At 74.4% G+C, this 19,335-nt stretch carries 16 protein-coding genes; 14 read left to right on the top strand and 2 right to left on the bottom strand.

The features are described from left to right. Positions 1-92 precede the first annotated feature (92 nt). The 8 genes from QSK03_RS15480 to QSK03_RS15445 all read left to right on the top strand — a co-directional run bounded on the left by QSK03_RS15480 (position 93) and on the right by QSK03_RS15445 (position 10,029). A complete protein-coding gene (locus QSK03_RS15480) occupies positions 93-1,649 on the top strand; it encodes an AMP-binding protein (RefSeq protein ID WP_285653662.1) in 1,557 nt (518 codons plus the stop codon). Then, positions 1,631-3,841, top strand: coding sequence for a CaiB/BaiF CoA-transferase family protein (locus QSK03_RS15475; RefSeq protein WP_285653660.1), 2,211 nt, complete (start codon positions 1,631-1,633; stop codon positions 3,839-3,841). Before QSK03_RS15480 ends, QSK03_RS15475 begins: the two co-directional genes overlap by 19 nt. Then, a complete protein-coding gene (locus QSK03_RS15470; protein WP_285653658.1) occupies positions 3,838-4,605 on the top strand; it encodes an enoyl-CoA hydratase/isomerase family protein in 768 nt (255 codons plus the stop codon). Before QSK03_RS15475 ends, QSK03_RS15470 begins: the two co-directional genes overlap by 4 nt. 98 nt (positions 4,606-4,703) lie before the next feature. Next, entirely contained in the window at positions 4,704-5,939 is a 1,236-nt protein-coding gene (locus QSK03_RS15465) for a Rieske 2Fe-2S domain-containing protein (RefSeq protein WP_285653656.1), read from the top strand. Next, positions 5,936-6,883 (top strand): DODA-type extradiol aromatic ring-opening family dioxygenase, encoded by a 948-nt coding sequence (locus QSK03_RS15460; protein ID WP_285653654.1) that lies wholly within the window; start codon positions 5,936-5,938, stop codon positions 6,881-6,883. Before QSK03_RS15465 ends, QSK03_RS15460 begins: the two co-directional genes overlap by 4 nt. Further along, positions 6,880-8,154 (top strand): M20 family metallopeptidase, encoded by a 1,275-nt coding sequence (locus QSK03_RS15455; protein ID WP_285653651.1) that lies wholly within the window; start codon positions 6,880-6,882, stop codon positions 8,152-8,154. The genes QSK03_RS15460 and QSK03_RS15455 overlap by 4 nt, the downstream gene beginning before the upstream one ends. 14 nt (positions 8,155-8,168) lie before the next feature. Next, the gene (locus QSK03_RS15450; protein ID WP_285653649.1) at positions 8,169-9,065 is read left to right on the top strand and encodes an alpha/beta fold hydrolase; all 897 of its coding nucleotides are present in this window, start codon (positions 8,169-8,171) and stop codon (positions 9,063-9,065) included. 109 nt (positions 9,066-9,174) lie between these two features. Next, complete coding sequence (locus tag QSK03_RS15445; protein ID WP_285653647.1) at positions 9,175-10,029, top strand: alpha/beta fold hydrolase; 855 nt, start codon at positions 9,175-9,177, stop codon at positions 10,027-10,029. On the opposite strand, the gene QSK03_RS15440 is transcribed toward QSK03_RS15445, so the two are convergent. Further along, positions 9,995-11,311 carry an MFS transporter gene (locus QSK03_RS15440; RefSeq protein ID WP_285653646.1) on the bottom strand — a complete coding sequence of 439 codons (1,317 nt, stop codon included), beginning with the start codon at positions 11,309-11,311 and terminating at the stop codon, positions 9,995-9,997. The two genes, QSK03_RS15445 and QSK03_RS15440, sit on opposite strands and share 35 nt — an antisense overlap. A gap of 142 nt (positions 11,312-11,453) precedes the next feature. Continuing rightward, positions 11,454-12,482: a LacI family DNA-binding transcriptional regulator gene (locus QSK03_RS15435; protein WP_285653645.1), complete on the bottom strand. Its 1,029-nt coding sequence runs from the start codon at positions 12,480-12,482 to the stop codon at positions 11,454-11,456. A 128-nt stretch (positions 12,483-12,610) separates the two neighbouring features. Between QSK03_RS15435 and QSK03_RS15430 the strand changes: the two genes are divergently transcribed. The 6 genes from QSK03_RS15430 to QSK03_RS15405 are packed head-to-tail and all read left to right on the top strand — an operon-like array spanning position 12,611 to position 19,240. Then, complete coding sequence (locus QSK03_RS15430) at positions 12,611-13,774, top strand: Gfo/Idh/MocA family protein (RefSeq protein WP_285653643.1); 1,164 nt, start codon at positions 12,611-12,613, stop codon at positions 13,772-13,774. After that, positions 13,771-14,934: a dihydrodipicolinate synthase family protein gene (locus tag QSK03_RS15425; RefSeq protein ID WP_285653641.1), complete on the top strand. Its 1,164-nt coding sequence runs from the start codon at positions 13,771-13,773 to the stop codon at positions 14,932-14,934. The genes QSK03_RS15430 and QSK03_RS15425 overlap by 4 nt, the downstream gene beginning before the upstream one ends. Beyond that, positions 14,931-15,824, top strand: a complete 894-nt coding sequence (locus QSK03_RS15420) for a sugar phosphate isomerase/epimerase family protein (protein WP_285653638.1) — start codon at positions 14,931-14,933, stop codon at positions 15,822-15,824. Before QSK03_RS15425 ends, QSK03_RS15420 begins: the two co-directional genes overlap by 4 nt. Next, on the top strand, positions 15,803-17,218 hold the full coding sequence (locus QSK03_RS15415; protein WP_285653636.1) for an MFS transporter: 1,416 nt from the start codon (positions 15,803-15,805) through the stop codon (positions 17,216-17,218). The genes QSK03_RS15420 and QSK03_RS15415 overlap by 22 nt, the downstream gene beginning before the upstream one ends. Then, the gene (locus QSK03_RS15410; RefSeq protein WP_285653635.1) at positions 17,215-18,216 is read left to right on the top strand and encodes a cobalamin-independent methionine synthase II family protein; all 1,002 of its coding nucleotides are present in this window, start codon (positions 17,215-17,217) and stop codon (positions 18,214-18,216) included. Before QSK03_RS15415 ends, QSK03_RS15410 begins: the two co-directional genes overlap by 4 nt. Next, complete coding sequence (locus tag QSK03_RS15405; protein WP_285653633.1) at positions 18,206-19,240, top strand: NAD-dependent epimerase/dehydratase family protein; 1,035 nt, start codon at positions 18,206-18,208, stop codon at positions 19,238-19,240. The genes QSK03_RS15410 and QSK03_RS15405 overlap by 11 nt, the downstream gene beginning before the upstream one ends. Positions 19,241-19,335: the final 95 nt, after the last annotated feature.

The following is a 19,335-nucleotide window of genomic DNA, read 5'->3' as shown; positions in this document are numbered from 1 at the left end:
CGGTCCGCTGAGCGGACCGGTTCGCCAGGCGGACCGCCGCGTTGTCCCGCGTGCGGCCGGGCGCGGACGGTGCCGGTCGGGGAGGTGGTGCGGTGCCGGGGACGGACGAGGTGGCCGACGGGGTGATCACACCGCTCGCGGCGCTGGCGCGGCGCGCCGCGCGCGATCCGGACGCCGAGCTCGTCCGCTTCTCCGACGGCGCACGGATCGGGGTCGGCGAGGTCGCGGCCGGGGCGCGGGGGCTGGCCGAGCGCCTCGCGGGCCTCGTCCCCCGTGGGTCGGCCGTCGCGACGTGCCTGGCGCCAGGCCCGGCGGCGGTGGAGACGATCTTCGCGTTGGCGGTGCTGGGCGCGGTCGAGGTACCGGTGGCCGCCGACCTCCCGGCGCCGCCGGTGCGGGCACTGCTCGCGACGACGGGAGCGTCCGTCGCCCTGGTGGACGCGCACACGGACCCCGAGCGGGTCGCGGTGCTGCGCGAGGTGGGGCCGGTCCTCGTCGTGGGGGACGCGGGCGGAACGCCGGCGCGCCACGTCCTGGACGAACCCCGCCGCCCGGTCGACCGACCCGCTCCCGAGCCCGGCGACCCCCTCGCCGTCATGAGCACGTCCGGCACGACCGGGCGGGCGAAGGCGGCGGTGCTGCCGCACTTCGCGGCGCTGCGCCAGGCGTGCACGGTCACGGCGGCGATGGGCTACGGCCCGGGCGACGTGCTGTTCAACGTCTTCCCGTGGCACCACATCAACGTCCGCCACGCGGGCCTGCTCCCCGCGCTGCTCTCGGGCGCGACGCTCGTCGCGCACCCGCGGTTCACGGCCTCGGGGTTCTGGGCGATCTGCCGCGCGGAGGGCGTGACGGCCTTCAATTTCATGGGCGCGATGCTGGCCATCCTGGAGCGCAGGCCGCCGGCTCCCGACGACGAGGTCCACGCCGTGCGCCGTGCCTACGGCGCCCCGGCCCCACCGGACCTGGCCGACCGCTTCCGGGACCGCTTCGGCGTCCTCGCCCTCGAGGCCTACGCCTGCACCGAGCTCGCCGACGTCGCCATCAGCACGCCGCGCCACCGGCGGCCGGGCACCGCCGGGAGGGTCGTGCCCGAGTACGAAGTGGCGATCATCGACGACGCGGGCCGTCCGGTGCCCGCAGGCGAGGTCGGGCAGATCGCCGCGCGGCCGCGGGCCGCGCACGTCGCGTTCCTCGGGTACGCGGGGGAATCCCCGTTCCCGGCCGGCGGCTGGTTCACCACCGGCGACCGCGGGCGCGTCGACGCCGACGGCTACCTGGCGTTCGCCGGACGCCGCGCCGACGTCGTGCGCCGGCGTGGGGAGAACGTCGCGGCGTGGGACGTCGAGGAGGTCGTGCGGGCGATGCCCGGCGTCGTCGACGTCGCGGTGGTCGGTGTCGACGCCGAGCTCACCGAGCAGGAGGTCCTCGCCGCCGTCGTGGCCGACGGCCCGGGCGTGACGGCCGGGGCGGTGCGCGCGTGGTGCGCGGGACGCCTGCCCCGGCACGCCGTGCCGCGCTACGTGCGCCTGCTCGCGGAGCTGCCGCGGACCGCGAGCGGGAAGGTCCGCAAGCCCGCGCTCGCCGCGGAGGGGGTCACCGCGGACACGGGGGACGGCGAGGTGGACCCGTGCGCGTCCTCGACCTGACCGACCGCCTCGGCGCCGCCGGGGCCCGCGCGCTCGTCGGGATCGGCGCGGACGTCCTGCGCGTCGACCCCGGGCCCGACGACGATCACGCCGGCCGGATCCACTGGCACGCCGGCAAGCGGTGGGTCCGCCTCGCCGAGGCCCCCAGCGAACGGGGACTTCGGGCGCATAGAAGCAGCGAACAGCGCGTTCGCTGCAACACCGGGGACCTCGACGACCTCGCCGCGCAGGCGGACGTGGTGCTGGAGAGCGGGCCGCTCGACGCCCTGCGCGGTCTGACGTCCGAGGGAACCTCCCGGTGGCCCGGCGCCGTGCACGTCGTGGTCACACCGTTCGGGCTCACCGGCCCGCGCCGGCACTGGCGGGGCGACGACCTCGTGCTCGCGTCGGCGGGCGGCATGACCTGGCTGGGCGGGCGCCCCGACGGGCCGCCCACCCCGCCGCCGTTCGAGGCCGCGCTCGGGCTGGCCGGGGTGCACGGGGCGATCGCGGCGCTGCTCGGGGTGCTCGCCGGCGGCGGCCAGCTGATCGACGTCTCCGCGCAGGAGGCCGTCGCGGCGACGCTCGAGACCGGCGCGATCACGTGGATCCACGCCGGGTGGGTCCCGGGGCGCACCGGCGGGGTCTACGAGCACGTCGCCCACCGCGTCTTCCCGGCGTCCGACGGGTTCGTCGCCGGCGGCTGGTCGGGCAGCGAGCGGATGTGGACCGACCTGCTCGCCTGGCTCGTCGAGGTCGGCGAAGCGGAGGACCTCACCGACGCCCGCTTCGCCGACCCTGTCACGCGGTGGCAGGAACGCCCGCACGTCGACGCCGTCGTCGCACGGTTCGCCGCCCGGCGCCCGGCCGCCGCGATCGCCGCCGAGGGGCGCCGGCGCGCGCTGCCGTGGGCGGAGGTCGTGGCGCCGGAGCGGCTGAGCACCAACCCGCAGCTGCACGAGCGCGGGTTCGTCCGCTCCGTCGGCGGTGTCGAGGACGTCGGCGCCGCGTGGAGCCCGGACCCGGTCACGGAGGTCCCGGCGCTGGTCGAGGCACCGGCGTCGGCCCCGTGGCGCCGCGACGCCGCGACGCGCCGGACACCGCGACGACGACCGCTCGACGGCGTCCGCGTCCTCGACCTCACGTGGGTGCTCGCCGGCCCGTACGCGACGCGGCAGCTCGCCGAGCACGGCGCGGACGTCGTCAAGATCGAGTCGTGGCACCGCCAGGATCCCACCCGGTTCTCGCCCGGCATGCGGCTGCGCCCCGGCGCCGGGCCGGACGACAGCGGCTACTTCCTCAACGTCAACCGCGGCAAGCGCAGCGTCGCACTGAACCTGCGCACCGACCGGGGCGCCGAGCTGCTGCGCCGGCTCGTGCCCGACTGCGACGTGGTGATCGAGAACTTCAGCCCGGGCACGCTCGCGCGCTGGGGCCTCGACCACGACGGCCTGCAGGCCCTGAAGCCGGGCATCGTCCTCGTCTCGATGGCCGGGCTCGGCGCGACCGGTCCGTGGCGCGACGCGGTGACGTTCGCGGATACCCTCGCGGCGATGTCCGGGCACACCCACGCCACGGCGGAACCCGGCGGGCCGCCCCAGGGTCTGACGTTCGGACTCGGCGACATGATCGCGGCGAACGCGGCGGTGCTCGCGACGCTGACGATGCTCGCCGAGGGCCGCGGCGGGCACGTCGACCTGTCCCAGCTCGAGGCGATGGCCGCCGCGGTGGGGCCGGCGGTCGTGCGGTCCGCGCTCGGCGAGGAGGTGCAGGCGACCGGCGGCGAGGTCCTCCGCGCCGCCGGCGACGACCGCTGGGTCGCGGTCTCGGTGACCGGCGAGGACGAGCGGCGGGCCCTGCACGCGCTGGTCGGCGACCAGGACCTCGCCGCCTGGACCGCCACGCGCGACGCCGCCGACGCCGCGACCGCGCTGCAGGGCGCCGGGGTCCCGGCCGCCGTCGTCGCCACCGGCCGCGACCTCGTCGAGGGCGACGAGCACCTCGCGGCCCGCGGCTTCTACCCGGTGCTCGAGCACCCGCTCGCCGGGCCGGTGCGCCACGAGGGCGTCGTCGCCCGCCTGTCGCGGACGCCCGCCGCGCTGACGACGCCCGCGCCGCTGCTCGGGCAGCACACCGCCGAGGTGCTCGGCGAGCTGCTCGGCCTCGGCGCCGACGAGCTCGCCGCGCTCGAGGCCGAGGGAGTGACCGAGTGAGCGTCCTGCAGGTCAGCCACGAGAACGCGGTCGCCACGGTGCGCATCGACCGCCCGCCCGCGAACGCCGTCGACCCCGCGATGATCGAGGAGTTCCTCGCCGTCCTCCCGCCGCTGGCCGTCGACCCCGCGGTGCGCGCGATCGTGGTCACCGGCACCGGGCGCTTCTTCGTCGCGGGCGCCGACATCGCGGTGATGCGCGACCTCTCGGCCGGCACGCAGGACCGGATGCGCCGGTGGATCGAGGTCCAGCGGATGATCGAGCGGGCCCCCAAGCCCGTGATCGCCGGGATGAACGGTCACACCCTCGGGGGCGGCGCGGAGCTCGCGCTGGCCTGCGACCTGCGGCTGCTCGCCGACACGGCGACGTTCGGCTTCCCCGAGATCGCGCTGGGTCTGTTCCCCGGCGCCGGCGGCAGTCAGCGGCTGCCGCGGCTGGTGGGTCCGCACGTCGCGACGAAGCTCATGATCTCCGGCGAGCGGCTGCCGGCGGAGCGGGCGCTCGCGCTGGGGCTGGTCGACGACGTGGTCCCGGCGGCCACGTTCGACGCCGCCCTCGCGGACGAGGCCGCCCGGTGGGCCGCCAAGCCGACCGCCGCGATCGGTCTGCTCAAGCGGGTCGTCGACGACGGCTGGGGGCGGCCGCTGCCCGAGGCGCTGGCGGTCGAGGCGGACGGTGTCCGCGCGCTCACCGCCACCGCCGACGCGGCCGAGGGGCTGCAGGCGTTCCTGGACCGCCGGGAGCCGCGCTTCCGCGGCCGCTGACACCCCCGCACGGTCCGGTGAGCGGACCGGGGCCGTGGGAGGGGGTCGCGCCCGGTGCTGCACTGGCGGGGGCAGTCGCGGGGACGGAGCACGGGCACATGACGGTGCACAGCAGGACCGGGCACAGCGGGACCGAGGCCGAGCGGGGGGCGCAGCGGCCGGTCCGCCGGAACCGCCGCGCGGGGAAGCTGCCGGGCCGCCAGGACTGGTCGACGTGGCCGCACTACCAGGCGGCCGCCGCGGGGTTCCGCGGCTACTGGTACCCCGTCTGCTACTCCTCGCAGCTCACCGGCAAGCCGAAGCAGGTCACGCTGCTCGGCGAGAAGATCGTCCTGATCCGCGACGCCGGCACCGCGTACGCGCTCGTCGACCGCTGCCCGCACCGCGGGGTCCCGCTCTCCGAGGGCTCGCAGCAGTTCCCGGGCACGATCTCCTGCCCGTACCACGGGTGGACGTTCGACCTGGCCTCCGGCGACCTCGTCGCGGCGATCACCGACGGCCCGCAGAGCCCGATCTGCGGCAAGGTCACCCAGCCCACCTACGAGGTCGCGGAGCGGCTCGGGATGGTGTGGGTGTTCGTCGGCGACGGGGAGGAGCCGCCGCCGATCGACGAGCAGCTGCCCGAGGAGCTCGTCGACAACGAGGCCGTCCTGGGCTCGCGGATGCAGCCGCGCGAGGGCAACTGGCGCTTCGCCTGCGAGAACGGCTACGACGAGGGCCACGCCAAGTACCTGCACCGGACGTCGCTGTGGCGGCTGTTCAAGTCGATGCCGGTGTGGAACGAGACGCGGATCGTGCGGCGCGGCCGCTGGATCTACCGGGTCCAGGAGAATCAGCACTGGACCGCGGACTTCCCCGGGCTCGGGCGCTGGGACTCGCAGGCCTGGTGGAAGCTCAAGCCGCCGACGACCACCGGGAACATCGGCAACACCGGCAGCCACCGCGAGGTCGACCCGGTGATCGCCGCGCAGGAGTTCCCCGGGTTCGCGTCGGTGAGCATGCCCGGCGTCCTGCGCATCGCGTACCCGAGCTTCATCCACTACGAGTTCTACGTGCCGGTCGACGCCGGGAACCACCTCTACGTCGGCGTCATGGCCGACTTCCGCAAGGGCACGGCGGCGCTGCCGTTCTACGTCAAGTACCTGACCTTCGTCCGCTGGCTCTTCCACGGGCAGTTCTCGGCGCAGGACAAGTGGATGGTCGAGCTGACCGACGCCCCGCCCGAGCGGCTCTACCGCCCCGACGACTCGCTGCTGCGGTGGCGCAAGCTCGCCGAGGAGATCACCTCGGAGCGGCACGCGCGGCTGCGGGCCGAGGGGATCGAGCCGTCGTGAGCAGCCGCATCGTCCTCGGCGTCGGCGCCTCGCACTCCACGCTGATGAACACCCACTGGGACCAGGTCGTGCACACCGACGGCGCCGAGCGGTTCCGCGACGGCCTGGCCGCGGCCCACGACGCGGTCGTCGCGGCGCGTCCCGACGTCGCGGTCATCGTCGGGTCGAACCACTTCCGCGGGTTCTGGCTCGACATGATCCCGGCGTTCACGCTCGGGGTCGGCGAGGTGCTCGGCGCGGGGGAGGCGGGCACGCCGAAGGGCCCGCAGCGCACCCGGCCCGACCTCGCGCAGGCCCTGGCCGAGGAGCTGGTCGACCGGGGCACCGAGGTCGCCCTCTCGGCGCGCCTGCAGATCGACCACGGCCAGACCCACGCGATCCAGTACCTGCTGCGCGACCTCGCGGTGCCGGTGATCCCGCTGGTGGTCAACGTCTTCGCCGCGCCGCTGCCGCGCGTCGACCGGTGCACCGCACTCGGCCGCAACCTCGCCGACGCGGTCGCGACCCTGCCCGGCGACCTGCGCGTCGCCGTCATCGCCTCCGGCGGGCTGTCGCACCGGCTGCCGTGGCCGTCGGACTGGCGCGACCCGCACGGCGAGGACGAGGAGTTCCTCGTGGAGGCCTGGCTCAACGGCCGCGGCGACTGGGAGTCCTACGACGGGCGCCGCCGCCAGATCATCACCGCCGCCCGGCCCGCGATCGCCGAGGAGTTCGACGAGGCCTTCCTCGCCGACCTCGAGCGCGGGGCGCTCGCGACCTACGGGATGTGGACCTCGGCCGACATCGAGCGAGCCGCGGGCAACGGGGGCCAGGAGCTGCGGACGTGGCTGACGATGGCGGCGGCGCTGGACTTCGCGCCCGGCCGGTCGCTGGCCTACGCGGCGATGCCGGAGTGGCTGACGGGGATGGGCGTCGCCCTCGTCGAACCCGGGACCGGGCCGTGAACGACGTCCTCGAGAAGGTCCTCGCCGAGGTCACCGAGGACCGCCTGCGTGCCGCGGCCCACGCGGTCACCGCGATCCCGAGCCCGACGGGCCGCGAGGCCCCGCTGGCCCGGCTGCTCGCCGACCGGATGGGCGCGGCCGGGCTCGCGGCCACGACCGTCCCGATCGACGAGCAGCAGGCGAGCGCGGCGGGGCGTCTGCGGGGCGCCGGGCGCGGTCAGGACCTCATGCTCTACGCCCCGATCGACACGCTGACCACGGGCGAGGAGGCCATCGACGTCCCGTGGATCGGCCCGTCGCTGCGTCCCGACATGCGCCCGGAGCCCCGCGACGAGGGCCCGTACGTGTCCGGGCTCGGCGCGAGCAACCCGAAGGGGCACGCCGCGTGCCTGCTCGTGCTGGCCGAGGCGGTCGGCGCGGTACGGCCCGCGACGGCCGGCGACCTCGTCGTCGCCTTCGGCGCCGGCGGGATGCCGACCAACGCCGTGGAGGCGCCCGGCTACCCGGCCCGGGCCAACACCGGTCAGGGCGTCGGCGCCTCGTTCCTGCTGGAGCGCGGCTGGTACACCGACCACGCCGTGATCGCGAAGCCCGGTGACTTCGTGGCCCACGACGAGGTCGGGCTGGCGTGGTTCGAGGTCACCGTGCCCGGGATCCACACCTACGCCGGCAGCCGGCACCGCCTGCCCTACCGCAACCCGATCGTCGCCGCCGGCGAGGTCGCGGGGCGGCTGGAACGGTGGCTCGCCGACTACCCGGCCCGGCACCGCACCGCGACCGCCGCGCCGCAGGGCGTCATCGGCGCCGTCGCCGGCGGGTGGGAGCGGATGCTCGCCGTCACGCCGGCGGTCTGCCGGCTGCGCCTCGACCTCCGTGTCGCGCCCGGCGACACGCCGCTGGGGATCAAGAAGGAGCTGGCGGCGTTCCTGGCCGGCGTCGACCCGGAGATCGGGCTCGAGATGGTGCTGGCGATCCCGGCGACGGCGACCGATCCCGACGCCCCCGTGGTGCGCTCGACGATCGCCGCCTGGGAGGCCACCCACGGCCGCCCGCACGCGCCCGTGCCGGACATGAGCGGCGCGACCGACGCCAACATCCTGCGTGCCCGCGGCATCCCGACGGCGCGGGTCGGGATGCCGAAGGTGTCCGACGCGGGCCTCGACCCGGACCCCGCGCAGGACTTCTCCCGGGGCATGAACACCGTCGACGTCCGCGCCATGCGCCGCCTGTGCGAGGTCCTCGCGCGCACGGCGCTCGACCTGACGAGCTGAGGAGGCTCACGCCGATGGCCCCACCCCCGCAGAGCCACTACGCCGACGGCGGCGGCGTGAAGTACCACTACCACGACCTGGGCGCCGGCCCGGACACGATCTTCCTGCACGGCGGCGGGCCCGGGTGCAGCGCGTGGACCGACTTCGGGCCCGTCGCCCCGTTGTTCGCCGCCCACCGGCGCTGCCTGCTCGTCGACATCCACCAGTACGGCGGGTCGGAGAAGTCGCGGATCACCGGCCCGATGTGGGACCACCACGCCGCGAAGACCGTCGCGCTGATGGACACCCTCGGCGTCGACCGCGCCGACCTCGTCTGCAACTCCTGGGGCGGCACCATCGCGATCGCGCTCGCCGCGACCTACCCGGAGCGGGTCCGGTCGCTCGTGATCACCGGCAGCATGCCCGTGTTCCACGGCCCGCTCGCGCCGCTGCCCGAGGGCGGGCGCCGCGGTCGCAACGCCCGCGACGCCTACTACGGCGGCGAGGGGCCGACGCGCGAGAAGATGCGCGCGCTGATCACGCGGCTGGAGTGGTACGACCCGGACGCCCTGCCCGAGGAGACCCTCGACCTGCGCTACCGCCAGAGCCTCGACCCCGGCGAGCGCGAGCTCGCGGCCATGTCGGACTCGCCGCGCGGCGACTGGCAGGACCTGTCGGGCGAGCTCGGCCGCATCCAGGCCCCGGTGCTGTTCATCTGGGGCATGCAGGACGCGTTCCTGACGCCCGACTACCCGCTGATGCTGGCCCGGATGGTGCCGTGCGGGAACCTGCACGTCATGGACCACGCCTCCCACCACCTGCAGGAGGAGCGCCCCGAGGCGTTCCACAGCGTGGTGCGGGGGTTCCTGGAGTCCGAGCCGTCGCCGGGCGCCCGCTCGGGGTCCCTGCAGGAGGAGGTGGCCGGACGGTGAAGCGCCTCGTCATCGTCCTGGTCGCGCTGCCGCCGGTCGCCGTGCTCGTGCGCCGGCTCGCGGCCCGCAGCAACACCCAGGTGCACCGGATCAACAAGGGAGCCCCGTCGTGAGCATCTGGACCGAGCTGAGCCCGCTGCCGTTCCGGCTCGAGTACGTCGACGCCGGCGGGGTGGAGACCCGCACGCTGCGCGCGGGCGACCCCGACGCCGAGGCCGTCGTGTTCCTGCACGGCACGAGCGGGCACCTCGAGGCGTTCACCCGCAACGTCGCCGCGCACGCCGCGTACGACCTGCACGCGATCGACATGCTGGGCCACGGCTGGACGGGCAAGCCCGACCGTCCCTACGAGATCGCCGACTACGTCGACCACCTCGTCGCCTACCTCGACGCGGTCGGCGTCGAGCGCGCGCACATCGTGGGGGAGTCGCTCGGCGGCTGGGTCGGCGCCCGGCTGGCGACGACGCGCCCGGAGCGGCTGCGGAGCCTCCAGCTGCTCTGCGCGGGCGGGACCGTCGCGAACCCGGAGGTCATGGACCGCATCCGCACGAGCACGAAGCAGGCGGTCGAGAGCGACGACGTCGAGCTCACCCGCCGGCGCCTCCAGCTGCTCATGGCCGACCCCGCGAACGCGACCGAGGAGCTCGTCGAGGTCCGGCACGCGATCTACCACGCGCCGGAGTTCGTGAAGAACGTCGACAACCTGCTCTCGCTGCAGGACATGGAGCGCCGGCAGCGCAACCTGCTCACGCCCGAGGAGCTGGGCCGGATCACCGTCCCGACGCTCGTGGTGTGGGGACGGGAGAACCCGTTCGGCGAGGTCCCCGAGGCGACGCGGATGCACGAGGCGATCCCCGGCTCGCAGCTCGAGCTGCTCGAGCACTGCGGCCACTGGCCGCAGCACGAGCAGGCCGCGCGCTACGACGAGATCAGCCTGGCGTTCCTGCGGAGAGCTCGGGGCTGACCGGCTCCTCGGTGGGGTGGTCGCTGCGCAGCGCGATCCCGGCGCCGATCGAGATCAGCGACCCCACGGCCATGTAGACCGCGATGCCGACCCAGCCGCCGGTCGCGTCCTGGATCGAGGTCGCGATGGCGGGCGCGAACGCGTTGCCGAGGATCGTGCCGAGCGTGAAGCCCAGCGAGAGCCCGCTGAAGCGCAGCATCGCCGGGAACGCCTCGGAGAAGAACACGGGGTACATCGCGTAGTTCGCCGCGTACGGGATGAAGATCGCGAGGAAGCCCAGGAACATCAGGAACCACGAGCGCGTGTTGAGCAGCGCGAACCAGACGAACGGCGTCACGACCAGGCCCGCGGCGCCCCAGAGGAACACCTTGCGGACACCGACGCGGTCGGCGAGGTGCCCGAACCACGGCACGAGCACCATGAGGAACAGCGCCGCGGGCAGCAGCGCCGCGAGCACGGCGGTGTTCGACAGCCCGAGCATCGTCTTGCCGTAGGACACCGAGTAGACCGTGGTGACCGTGAACATCGTGCCCGCGGCGATCGTCGCGAACGCCACGAGCAGCACGTTGCGCCAGCCCTGGCGCAGGACGTCGAGCACGGGCAGCTTGCGCACCAGGCCCGAGGCCCGCGCCTCGAGGAACGCCGGGCTCTCCTCCAGCGTGATCCGCACCCAGAACCCGACGCCGACGAGGATCGCCGAGAGCAGGAACGGCACCCGCCAGCCCCAGCTGAGCAGGGTCTCCTGCGGCAGCGTGAGCACGACGAGGAAGACGACGTTCGACAGGATCATGCCGGCCTGCGTGCCGGTGTTGACCAGGGCGCCGCGGAACCCGCGGCGGTGCGGCTCGGCGTGCTCGACGGTCATGAGCACCGCGCCGCTGTACTCCCCGCCGACCGAGAGGCCCTGCAGGATCCGCAGCGCGACGAGCAGGACGGGCGCCCCGACCCCGATGCTCGCGTAGGTCGGGAGCAGGCCGATGACGAACGTCGACCCGCCCATGAGCACGAGGGTCGTGACCAGCACGGCCTTGCGCCCGATCCGGTCGCCGAGGTGGCCGAACACCACGCCGCCGAGCGGGCGCGCGATGTAGCCGACGCCGAACGTCGAGAGCGCGATGAGCGTGCCGGACAGGGTGTCGAACGTCGGGAAGAACAGCTTCGCGAACACCAGCGACGACGCGAGCCCGTAGATCGCGAAGTCGTAGTACTCGACGGTGGTCCCGATCCAGCTCGCGAGCACGGCCTTGCGCGGGCTGTGCCGGATCTCCGATGCACTGGTCATGAGCGGGCTCCCGGTGGCTCCCCGTGGTGGGTTCCGGACAGCCTGCGACCGGTCGGGGCGACGTCCCAGCGCTCGGTCCGGTCAGTGAGACGGGCGGGGTGACCGGTCCGGGTCGGTGTGGGCGACGATCCGGTCGACCGCCTCAGCGGCGGGTCGGCGCGGTGGTGCTCTCGCGCAGGACGACCTCGGCCGGGAAGCGGAGGCGCCGGGGCCCGCCCGCGCCGCTCTCCTCGACCACGCCGTCCTGGGGGACGTCCAGGACCAGCCGCATCGCGGCCCTGCCCATGCCCGCGAGGTCGAGGCTCACGGTCGAGGTCGGCGGCGCGAGGTGGCGCATGACCGGGATGTCGTCGAACCCCATCAGCGACAGGTCGCCGGGCACCGAGACGCCCTCCTCGCGCAGGGCCGCGAGCGCTCCGAGGGCCATGACGTCGCTCGCGCAGAACAGCGCCGTGGCGGAGAGGCCCTCGCGGACGAGGTCGCGGGCGGCGTCGTACCCGCCGTCCTCGCTGAACTCGCGCTCCACGACGCGCACGGCCGAGCGGGGGAGGCCGGCCTCCTCGACCGCGTCCACGAACCCGCCCACGCGGTGCTCGACCGTGGTGAGCGACGACGGGCCAGAGGCGACGGCGAAGCGGCGGTGCCCGAGCTCGAGGAGGGCCCGCGCCACCGCGGCGCCGCCGACGGCGTTGTCGGGGAGCACGGCGTCGCCGGGCAGGTCGTGATGGCTGACGAACGCGTAGCGCCCGCCCGCGTCCTGGTGGATGCCGAGCTCGGCCCGCATGGCCTCGAGGTACTCGGCGTCGTCGAAGCCGCTGCCGACGACGAGGATCGCCTGCGCGCGCTGGGCCCGGAACGTCGACACGTACTCGATCTCGCGGTGCGGCGAGCGGAACGTGCTGCCGAGCATGACCAGCGCCCCGTGGGCGGACGCGACCTCCATGGCCCCGCGGGTGATCGCCGCGAAGTACGGGTCGCTGACGTCGTGCATGATCAGCCCGACGGTCGCCCGCGTCCGGTTGGCCAGGGCCTGCGCGTGCGCGTTCGGCACGTAGCGCAGCTGCCGCGCGGCCTGGAGCACGCGGGTCCTCAGCTCGTCGGTGACCACCCGGTCACCCCCGTTCAGCGCCCGGGACGCGGTGGCCACCGAGACGCCTGCTGCCTGCGCCACCTGGGCCAGCGTCACCTGACGCGTCGGCTGATCGCCCAACTCCCCACCCCTTGACCCCTCGCGACGGCGAAGTCTAGCTTCCCGGACAGCGCTTTCCGGAAAGCGCTTTCCCACGAGTGGAGGGGCCCGTGTCGCGACGCAGCGTCGGGATCGTCATGAACGGCATCACCGGGCGGATGGGCTACAACCAGCACCTCGTCCGCTCGATCCTGGCGATCCGTGAGCAGGGCGGCGTGCCCTGTCGTCCCGGTGCGGACGGCGAGGCGGTGCTCTGGCCGGAGCCGATCCTGGTCGGTCGCAACGAGGAGAAGCTCGCCGCGATCGCCGAGCGCCACGGCCTCGAGCGCTGGACGACCAGCCTCGAGAAGGCGCTCGCCGAACCCGATGCCGAGATCTACTTCGATGCGCAGAGCACCCCGCTGCACCGCGAGGCGATCACGACCGCGATCGCGGCGGGCAAGCACGTCTACGCCGAGAAGCCCCTGACCGAGGATCTCGCGGGCGCGCTCGAGCTGTCCCGGGCCGCGGAGGCGGCCGGGGTGCGCACCGGGGTGGTCGCGGACAAGCTCTTCCTGCCCGGCCTGCGCAAGCTGCGCCGCCTGATCGACGGCGGCTTCTTCGGGCGCGTGCTCTCGATCCGCGGCGAGTTCGGCTACTGGGTCTTCGAGGGCGACTGGCAGAGCCCGCAGCGCCCGTCGTGGAACTACCGCGCGGAGGACGGCGGCGGCGTCACGCTCGACATGTTCTGCCACTGGGAGTACGTGCTGCACGACCTGTTCGGCCGCGTGCGGGGCGTCCAGGCGCTCGCGCGCACGCACATCCCCGAACGGGTCGACGAGGCCGGCGCCACCTACACCGCGACGGCCGACGACGCCGCCTACGGCATCTTCGAGCTCGACGGCGGGGCGGTCGCGCAGATCAACTCCTCGTGGGCGGTCCGTGTCTTCCGCGACGAGCTCGTCGAGTTCCAGGTCGACGGCACCGAGGGCAGTGCCGTCGCCGGCCTGCGCCGCTGCCGCGTCCAGCACCGGTCCGTGACGCCGAAGCCGGTGTGGAACCCCGACATCGAGTCCGCGCTCGACTTCCGGTCCCAGTGGGCCGACGTCCCCGACAACGAGGTCTTCGACAACGGCTTCAAGGCCCAGTGGGAGATGTTCCTGCGCCACGTCGTGGACGGTGCGCCCTGGCGGTTCGACTTCCTGGCCGCCGCACGGGGTGTGCAGCTCGCGGAGCTGGGCGTCCGCTCCGCGGCGGAGGGCCGGCGCCTCGAGGTCCCGGAGCTGGGGCTGTGAGCGGGCTGCGCCTGCCGCGCGCCGACGGCTCGCTCGCGGCGTACGAGCTCGTCGGGGAGCCGCTCGTGATCGACTCGGCACGGGCGCGAGCGTCCAACCGGGTCGCCTACGCGGCCGCGCACGTCGTCGCCGACCCGCTCGCGGACAACACCCCGGGTCGTCCCGCGGTGCTCGACTGGGACGCCACGCTCGCCTTCCGCCACCACCTGTGGCGCCAGGGTCTCGGCGTCGCGGACGCGATGGACACCGCCCAGCGGGGTGCCGGCCTGGACTGGGCGGCGACCACCGAGCTGATCCGCCGCTCGGCCGCCGAGGCCGCGACGGTCGGCGGGGCGCTGGTCTGCGGCGCGGGGACCGACCAGCTACCGCCCGGCCCGCACGACCTCGCCACGATCCGACGGGCGTACACCGAGCAGCTCGCGGTCGTCACGGACGCCGGCGCGACACCCGTGATCATGTGCAGCCGAGCGCTCGCCGCCGCCGCGAGGGGCCCCGACGACTACGCCGCGGTCTACGGCGCCCTGCTCGACCAGGTCCAGGAACCGGTGCTGCTGCACTGGCTGGGGCCGGCGTTCGACCCCGCGCTGGAGGGCTACTGGGGCTCCGCGGACCTCGACCTCGCGACCAAGGGTCTGCTGGCGATCATCGGCGAGCACGCCGACCGCGTCGACGGCGTGAAGATCTCACTGCTCGACGCGGACCGCGAGATCGGCCTGCGCCGCGCCCTGCCGGCGGGTGTCCGCTGCTACACCGGGGACGACTTCCACTACCCGGAGCTGATCGCCGGCGACGAGCTCGGGCACAGCGACGCCCTGCTCGGCGTCTTCGACGCGATCGCGCCGGCCGCCGCCGCCGCGCTCGAGGCGCTCGACGCCGGCGACCGTGACGGCTACGCGCGCCTCTTCGCCCCGACCGTCCCGCTGGCCCGGTGGATCTTCGACGCCCCGACGTTCCACTACAAGACCGGGATCGTGTTCCTCGCCTGGCTGGCGGGACACCAGTCGCACTTCACCATGGTCGGCGGGATGCAGAGCGCCCGCTCGCTGCCGCACCTCGGCGAGCTGTTCGTCCTCGCCGACCGGGCCGGGCTGCTGCCCGATCCGGAGGTCGCGGCGGACCGGATGCAGCTCCTCCTGCGCGTCGCGGGGGTGGAGCAGTGACCGGCGCGCTCCGGCGGCTGAGCATCAACCGCGCCTCGATCCGCCAGTGGACGGTGCGCGAGCTCGTCGACGCCTGCGCGGCCCGCGGCGTCGGCGGGGTCGGGCTGTGGCGCGACGACGTCGAGGACGTGGATCCGGCCGCGGTCGGGGCACGGGTCCGGGACGCCGGGCTCGCCGTGACGTCGTTGTGCCGCGGCGGCTTCGTCACCGATCCCGACCCCGGCGAGCGCCGCCGGCGCCACGACGACAACCGCCGTGCCCTCGACGAGGCGGCCGCGCTCGGCACCGACGTGCTCGTGCTGGTCGCGGGCGGGATGGACGGCAACGGCACCGATCTGCCCGGTGCCCGCGTCCGGGTCGCCGACGCCGTCGCCGCGCTCGTCCCGGACGCCCTCGCCCGCGGCGTGCGGCTGGCCGTCGAGCCGCTGCACCCGATGTTCTGCTCGGACCGCTGTGTGATCAGCACGCTGGACCAGGCCCTCGACCTCGTCGCGGACTGCCCGGTCGAGGCCGCCGGTGTCGTCGTGGACGCCTACCACGTCTGGTGGGACCCCGGCCTCGACGCGGCGATCCGTCGCGCCGGTCCCCGCATCGCCGCCTTCCAGGTGTGCGACTGGGTCACCCCCCTGCCCGCCGGTGTGCTCACCGGCCGCGGGGTGATGGGCGACGGCGCCATCGACCTGCGGGCCATGCGGCGCGCCGTCGAGTTCGCCGGCTGGACCGGACCCATCGAGGTGGAGATCTTCAACGACGGCTGGCGCGAGCGACCGGGCGCCGAGCTGCTCGACCTGATGATCGAGCGCCACCTCGCCCACGTGATCGACCCCGAGAGCCCGACGCAGTTCGACGACGAGCGGAGCGAGGCGGCATGGACAGCATCGACGACGTGAGGGCCGGCGCGTCCACCGGCGACACGAGGGCGGTCACCCAGGACACCGTCGCGCGCCTCGAGCGCCTGCCCTTCGGCCGTGTCCACTTCCGGGTCGCGGCGCTGCTGGGCACCGGGACGTTCTTCGACGCCTTCGACTCCCTGGTCATCGCGTCGGTCCTGACCGTCGTGGTGACGACCTTCGGGGTGGGCTTCGGCTCGACCGGGCTGCTGATCAGCTCGGCCTACGTCGGCCAGTTCGTCGGCGCCATCGCCCTCGGGGCTCTCGCCGAGCGCTACGGCCGGCGCACCGCCTTCATCATCTCCCTCGGCTCGTTCGGCCTGCTCAGCCTCGCCGCCGCGTTCTCGTGGAACTTCGAGTCGCTGCTGGTCTTCCGGCTGCTGCAGGGCATCGGGCTCGGCGCGGAGGTCCCGATCGCGGGGGCGCTGTTCAACGAGTTCGTGCGCGGCCGCGCCCGCGGACGCATCGTGATGATCTACGAGAGCATCTTCAGCTGGGGCATCCTGCTCGCCCCGCTCATCGGGCTGCTGTTCTTCACGCTCTTCGGTCAGGACGTCGGCTGGCGGCTGCTCTTCGGGTTCGGCGCGCTGCCCGTGATCGTCGCGATCATCGCCTGGTTCAAGCTGCCCGAATCGCCGCGGTGGCTGGCGGACCGTGGCCGGGGCAGCGAGGCCGAGGCGCTGCTCGCGGAGATGGAGGCCGACGCACGACGCCGCGGCGGTGAGCTGCCCGCACCCGAGGTCACACCTCCGGTGACGGCACGGCCGACGCGCTTCGGCGAGCTGTTCAGCCAGGCCTACCGGTCGCGCACGATCCTGTCCTGGGTCACCTGGTTCTGCGGCTACTTCATCCTCTACGGCTTCTCCACCTGGCTGCCGACGCTGTACGTGCGCCTGGGTGGCCTGCCCACCGGCAACGCCCTGGCCCTCACCGCCGTCGCCAGTGCCATCTACCTGGTCGAGATCTACGCCTTCGCCTTCACCGTCGACCGGGTCGGGCGCAAGCCGTGGTTCGTCGCCGGCTTCGCGGTGGCCGTCCTCGGCGCGGCGGTCGGGGCGATCGCGATCGCCATGGGCGCCGTCGCGTGGCCGGTGCTGTTCATCGCGGGCCTGCTCATGGGGCTGGGCATCAGCCCGGTCACCGCCGGGCTCTACCTCTACACCCCGGAGCTGTACCCGACCCGCATGCGGGCCTGGGCCACCGCCACCGGCAGCAGCCTCAACCGTGTGGCCAGCGCGATCGGCCCGATCCTCGTGGGCGTCCTGCTCGGCGCAGGGCTCGGCCTGAGCAGCGTGTTCATCGCGTTCGGGGCCGTCGCGATCGTCGGGCTGGTCGTCATGACGTGGATGGGTATCGAGACCAAGCAGCGCGTGCTGGAGGAGCTGGCCCCGTGAGCACCCCGATCCGCACGACCCTGGTCGGCAGCTACCCGATCCCGTCCTGGCTGCGGGGCGCGCCCTCGCGGGAGGGGCTCACCGACGCGACGGCCGTCGTCCTCGCGCTCCAGCAGCGCCTCGGCATCGACCTCTCCACCGACGGCGAGATCTCGCGCTTCGACGTCGACCACCCCGAGACCAACGGGATGATCGAGTACTTCGTGCGCCCGCTCGGCGGCGTGCGCACGGAGATCACCCGCTCGGACGTCGCCCGGTTCGCGGCGACGGAGCACCTCGGGTTCCGGGCGAAGCCCGCGGGTGTCGTCGCCCGCGCGATCGACGAGGGCTCCCTCGACCTCGTCGCGGCCTACCGGGCGGCCCGCGAGCTCAGCCCGGGACCGTTGAAGTTCACCCTGACCAGCCCGTACATGCTCGCGCGCACCCTGCTCGACGAGCACTACGGCGACCTGCGGGCCCTGGCCACGGCGATCGCGGACGTGCTCGCCGAGCAGGTGCGCGAGATCGACGCCGAGGTCGTCCAGGTGGACGAGGCCAACGTGCCGGGTCGCCCGCAGGACGGCGAGCTCGCCGCCGAGGTGATCAACCGGGTGCTGGACGCCGTGCCGGGCACCCCGTCGGTGCACCTGTGCTTCGGCAACTACGGGGGCCAGCGCGTCCAGTCCGGACGCATGGCCACGCTGGTGCCGTTCTTCGCCGCCCTGCGCGCCGACCACGTCGTGCTCGAGGCGGCGCGGCACGACAGCGACGACCTGGGGCATCTGCGGGAGCTCGACGCCCTCCGGTTCGGCGTCGGGGTGATCGACGTCAAGGACACCCAGGTCGAGGGCGCCGACGAGGTGGCCAAGCGCATCGAGCAGGCCAGCGGGTGGCTCGGCGGGCCGGAACGGATCGACTACGTCCACCCCGACTGCGGGTTCTGGATCCTGCCGCGCTCGATCGCCGACGCGAAGATCGCGGCGCTGACGGCCGGGAGGGATCTGTTCCTTGGGCGCTGAGCACCTCGACGAGGACCTGGCGGCGGCCGACCGGCGCCTCTGGCAACCACCGGCCGAGGTCGTCGAGGACCTGGCCGCGGTGCCCGGTGACGTGCTCCTGGTCGGCGCGGGCGGCAAGCTCGGGCTGAGTCTCGCCCGGATGGCGCGGCTCGCCGCCGACGCGGCCGGCGGCTCCCGCCGGGTGATCGCGGCGTCCCGGTTCTCCGAGCCCGGGCGTCGCGACGAGTTCGAGGCGGCCGGCGTCGAGACCGTCGTCGCCGACGCGTCCGACCCCGCCGCGCTGGCGGCCCTGCCGGATGCCGACAACGTGGTCTACCTGGTGGGCCGCAAGTTCGGGACCCACGGCGACGAGTGGACCACCTGGGCGACGAACACCTACCTGCCCGCGCGGGTGGCCGAGCGCTACGCCGGCGCGCGGCTCGTCGCCTTCTCCACGGGCAACGTCTACCCGCTCACCCCGGTCGGCTCGGGCGGCGCGGACGAGCACACACCGCCGGGTCCGGTCGGGGAGTACGCGCAGTCCTGCCTGGGCCGCGAGCGTCTGCTGCAGCACCTCGCGATCACCCAGGCCACGCCGACCGCGATCCTGCGCCTGAACTACGCCATCGACCTGCGGTACGGGGTGCTCCACGACGTCGCGCGCTCCGTGCTCGCCGGCGAACCCGTCGACGTCACGATGGGCAGCGTCAACGTCATCTGGCAGGGCGACGTCAACGCGGTCACCCTGCGCTCGCTGCGCCACGCCGACAGCCCGGCCGACGTCCTCAACGTGACGGGGCCGGAGACGGTCTCGGTGCGGTGGCTCGCCTCCGAGTGCGGGCGTCGCCTCGGTCGCGAGCCGGTGATCGCGGGGGAGGAGGCGCCGACCGCGCTGCTCAGCAACGCCGCGCGGTGCACGGCCCGCTTCGGCTATCCGCGGGTGGGGCTGGCGGAGATGCTCGACTGGACCTGTCGGTGGGTGGCGGCCGGGGGCCCGAGCCACGGGAAGCCGACGAAGTTCGAGCAGCGCGCCGGGGCGTTCTGATGGACGCCGTGCGCGAGCGGCTGCTGCGGGACGGGACCGTGATCCCCGCGCACCCGCTGGCGCTGGATGCCGCGTGACGTCTCGACGAGGACCGT

It is taken from the genome of Actinomycetospora sp. NBRC 106375 (genome assembly GCF_030269665.1).
GTDB lineage: Bacteria > Actinomycetota > Actinomycetes > Mycobacteriales > Pseudonocardiaceae > Actinomycetospora.
Note: the sequence above shows the minus strand (reverse complement) of the source record. Positions and strands in the feature narration are given on the sequence as shown.

What these genes read in the sequence shown, in the direction of transcription:
- QSK03_RS15465 (WP_285653656.1), top strand. Translation starts at nt 4,704, where the DNA reads ATGACGGTGCACAGCAGGACCGGGCACAGCGGGACCGAGGCCGAGCGG.
- QSK03_RS15450 (WP_285653649.1), top strand. Translation starts at nt 8,169, where the DNA reads ATGGCCCCACCCCCGCAGAGCCACTACGCCGACGGCGGCGGCGTGAAG.
- QSK03_RS15440 (WP_285653646.1), bottom strand. Translation starts at nt 11,311, where the DNA reads ATGACCAGTGCATCGGAGATCCGGCACAGCCCGCGCAAGGCCGTGCTC.
- QSK03_RS15415 (WP_285653636.1), top strand. Translation starts at nt 15,803, where the DNA reads ATGGACAGCATCGACGACGTGAGGGCCGGCGCGTCCACCGGCGACACG.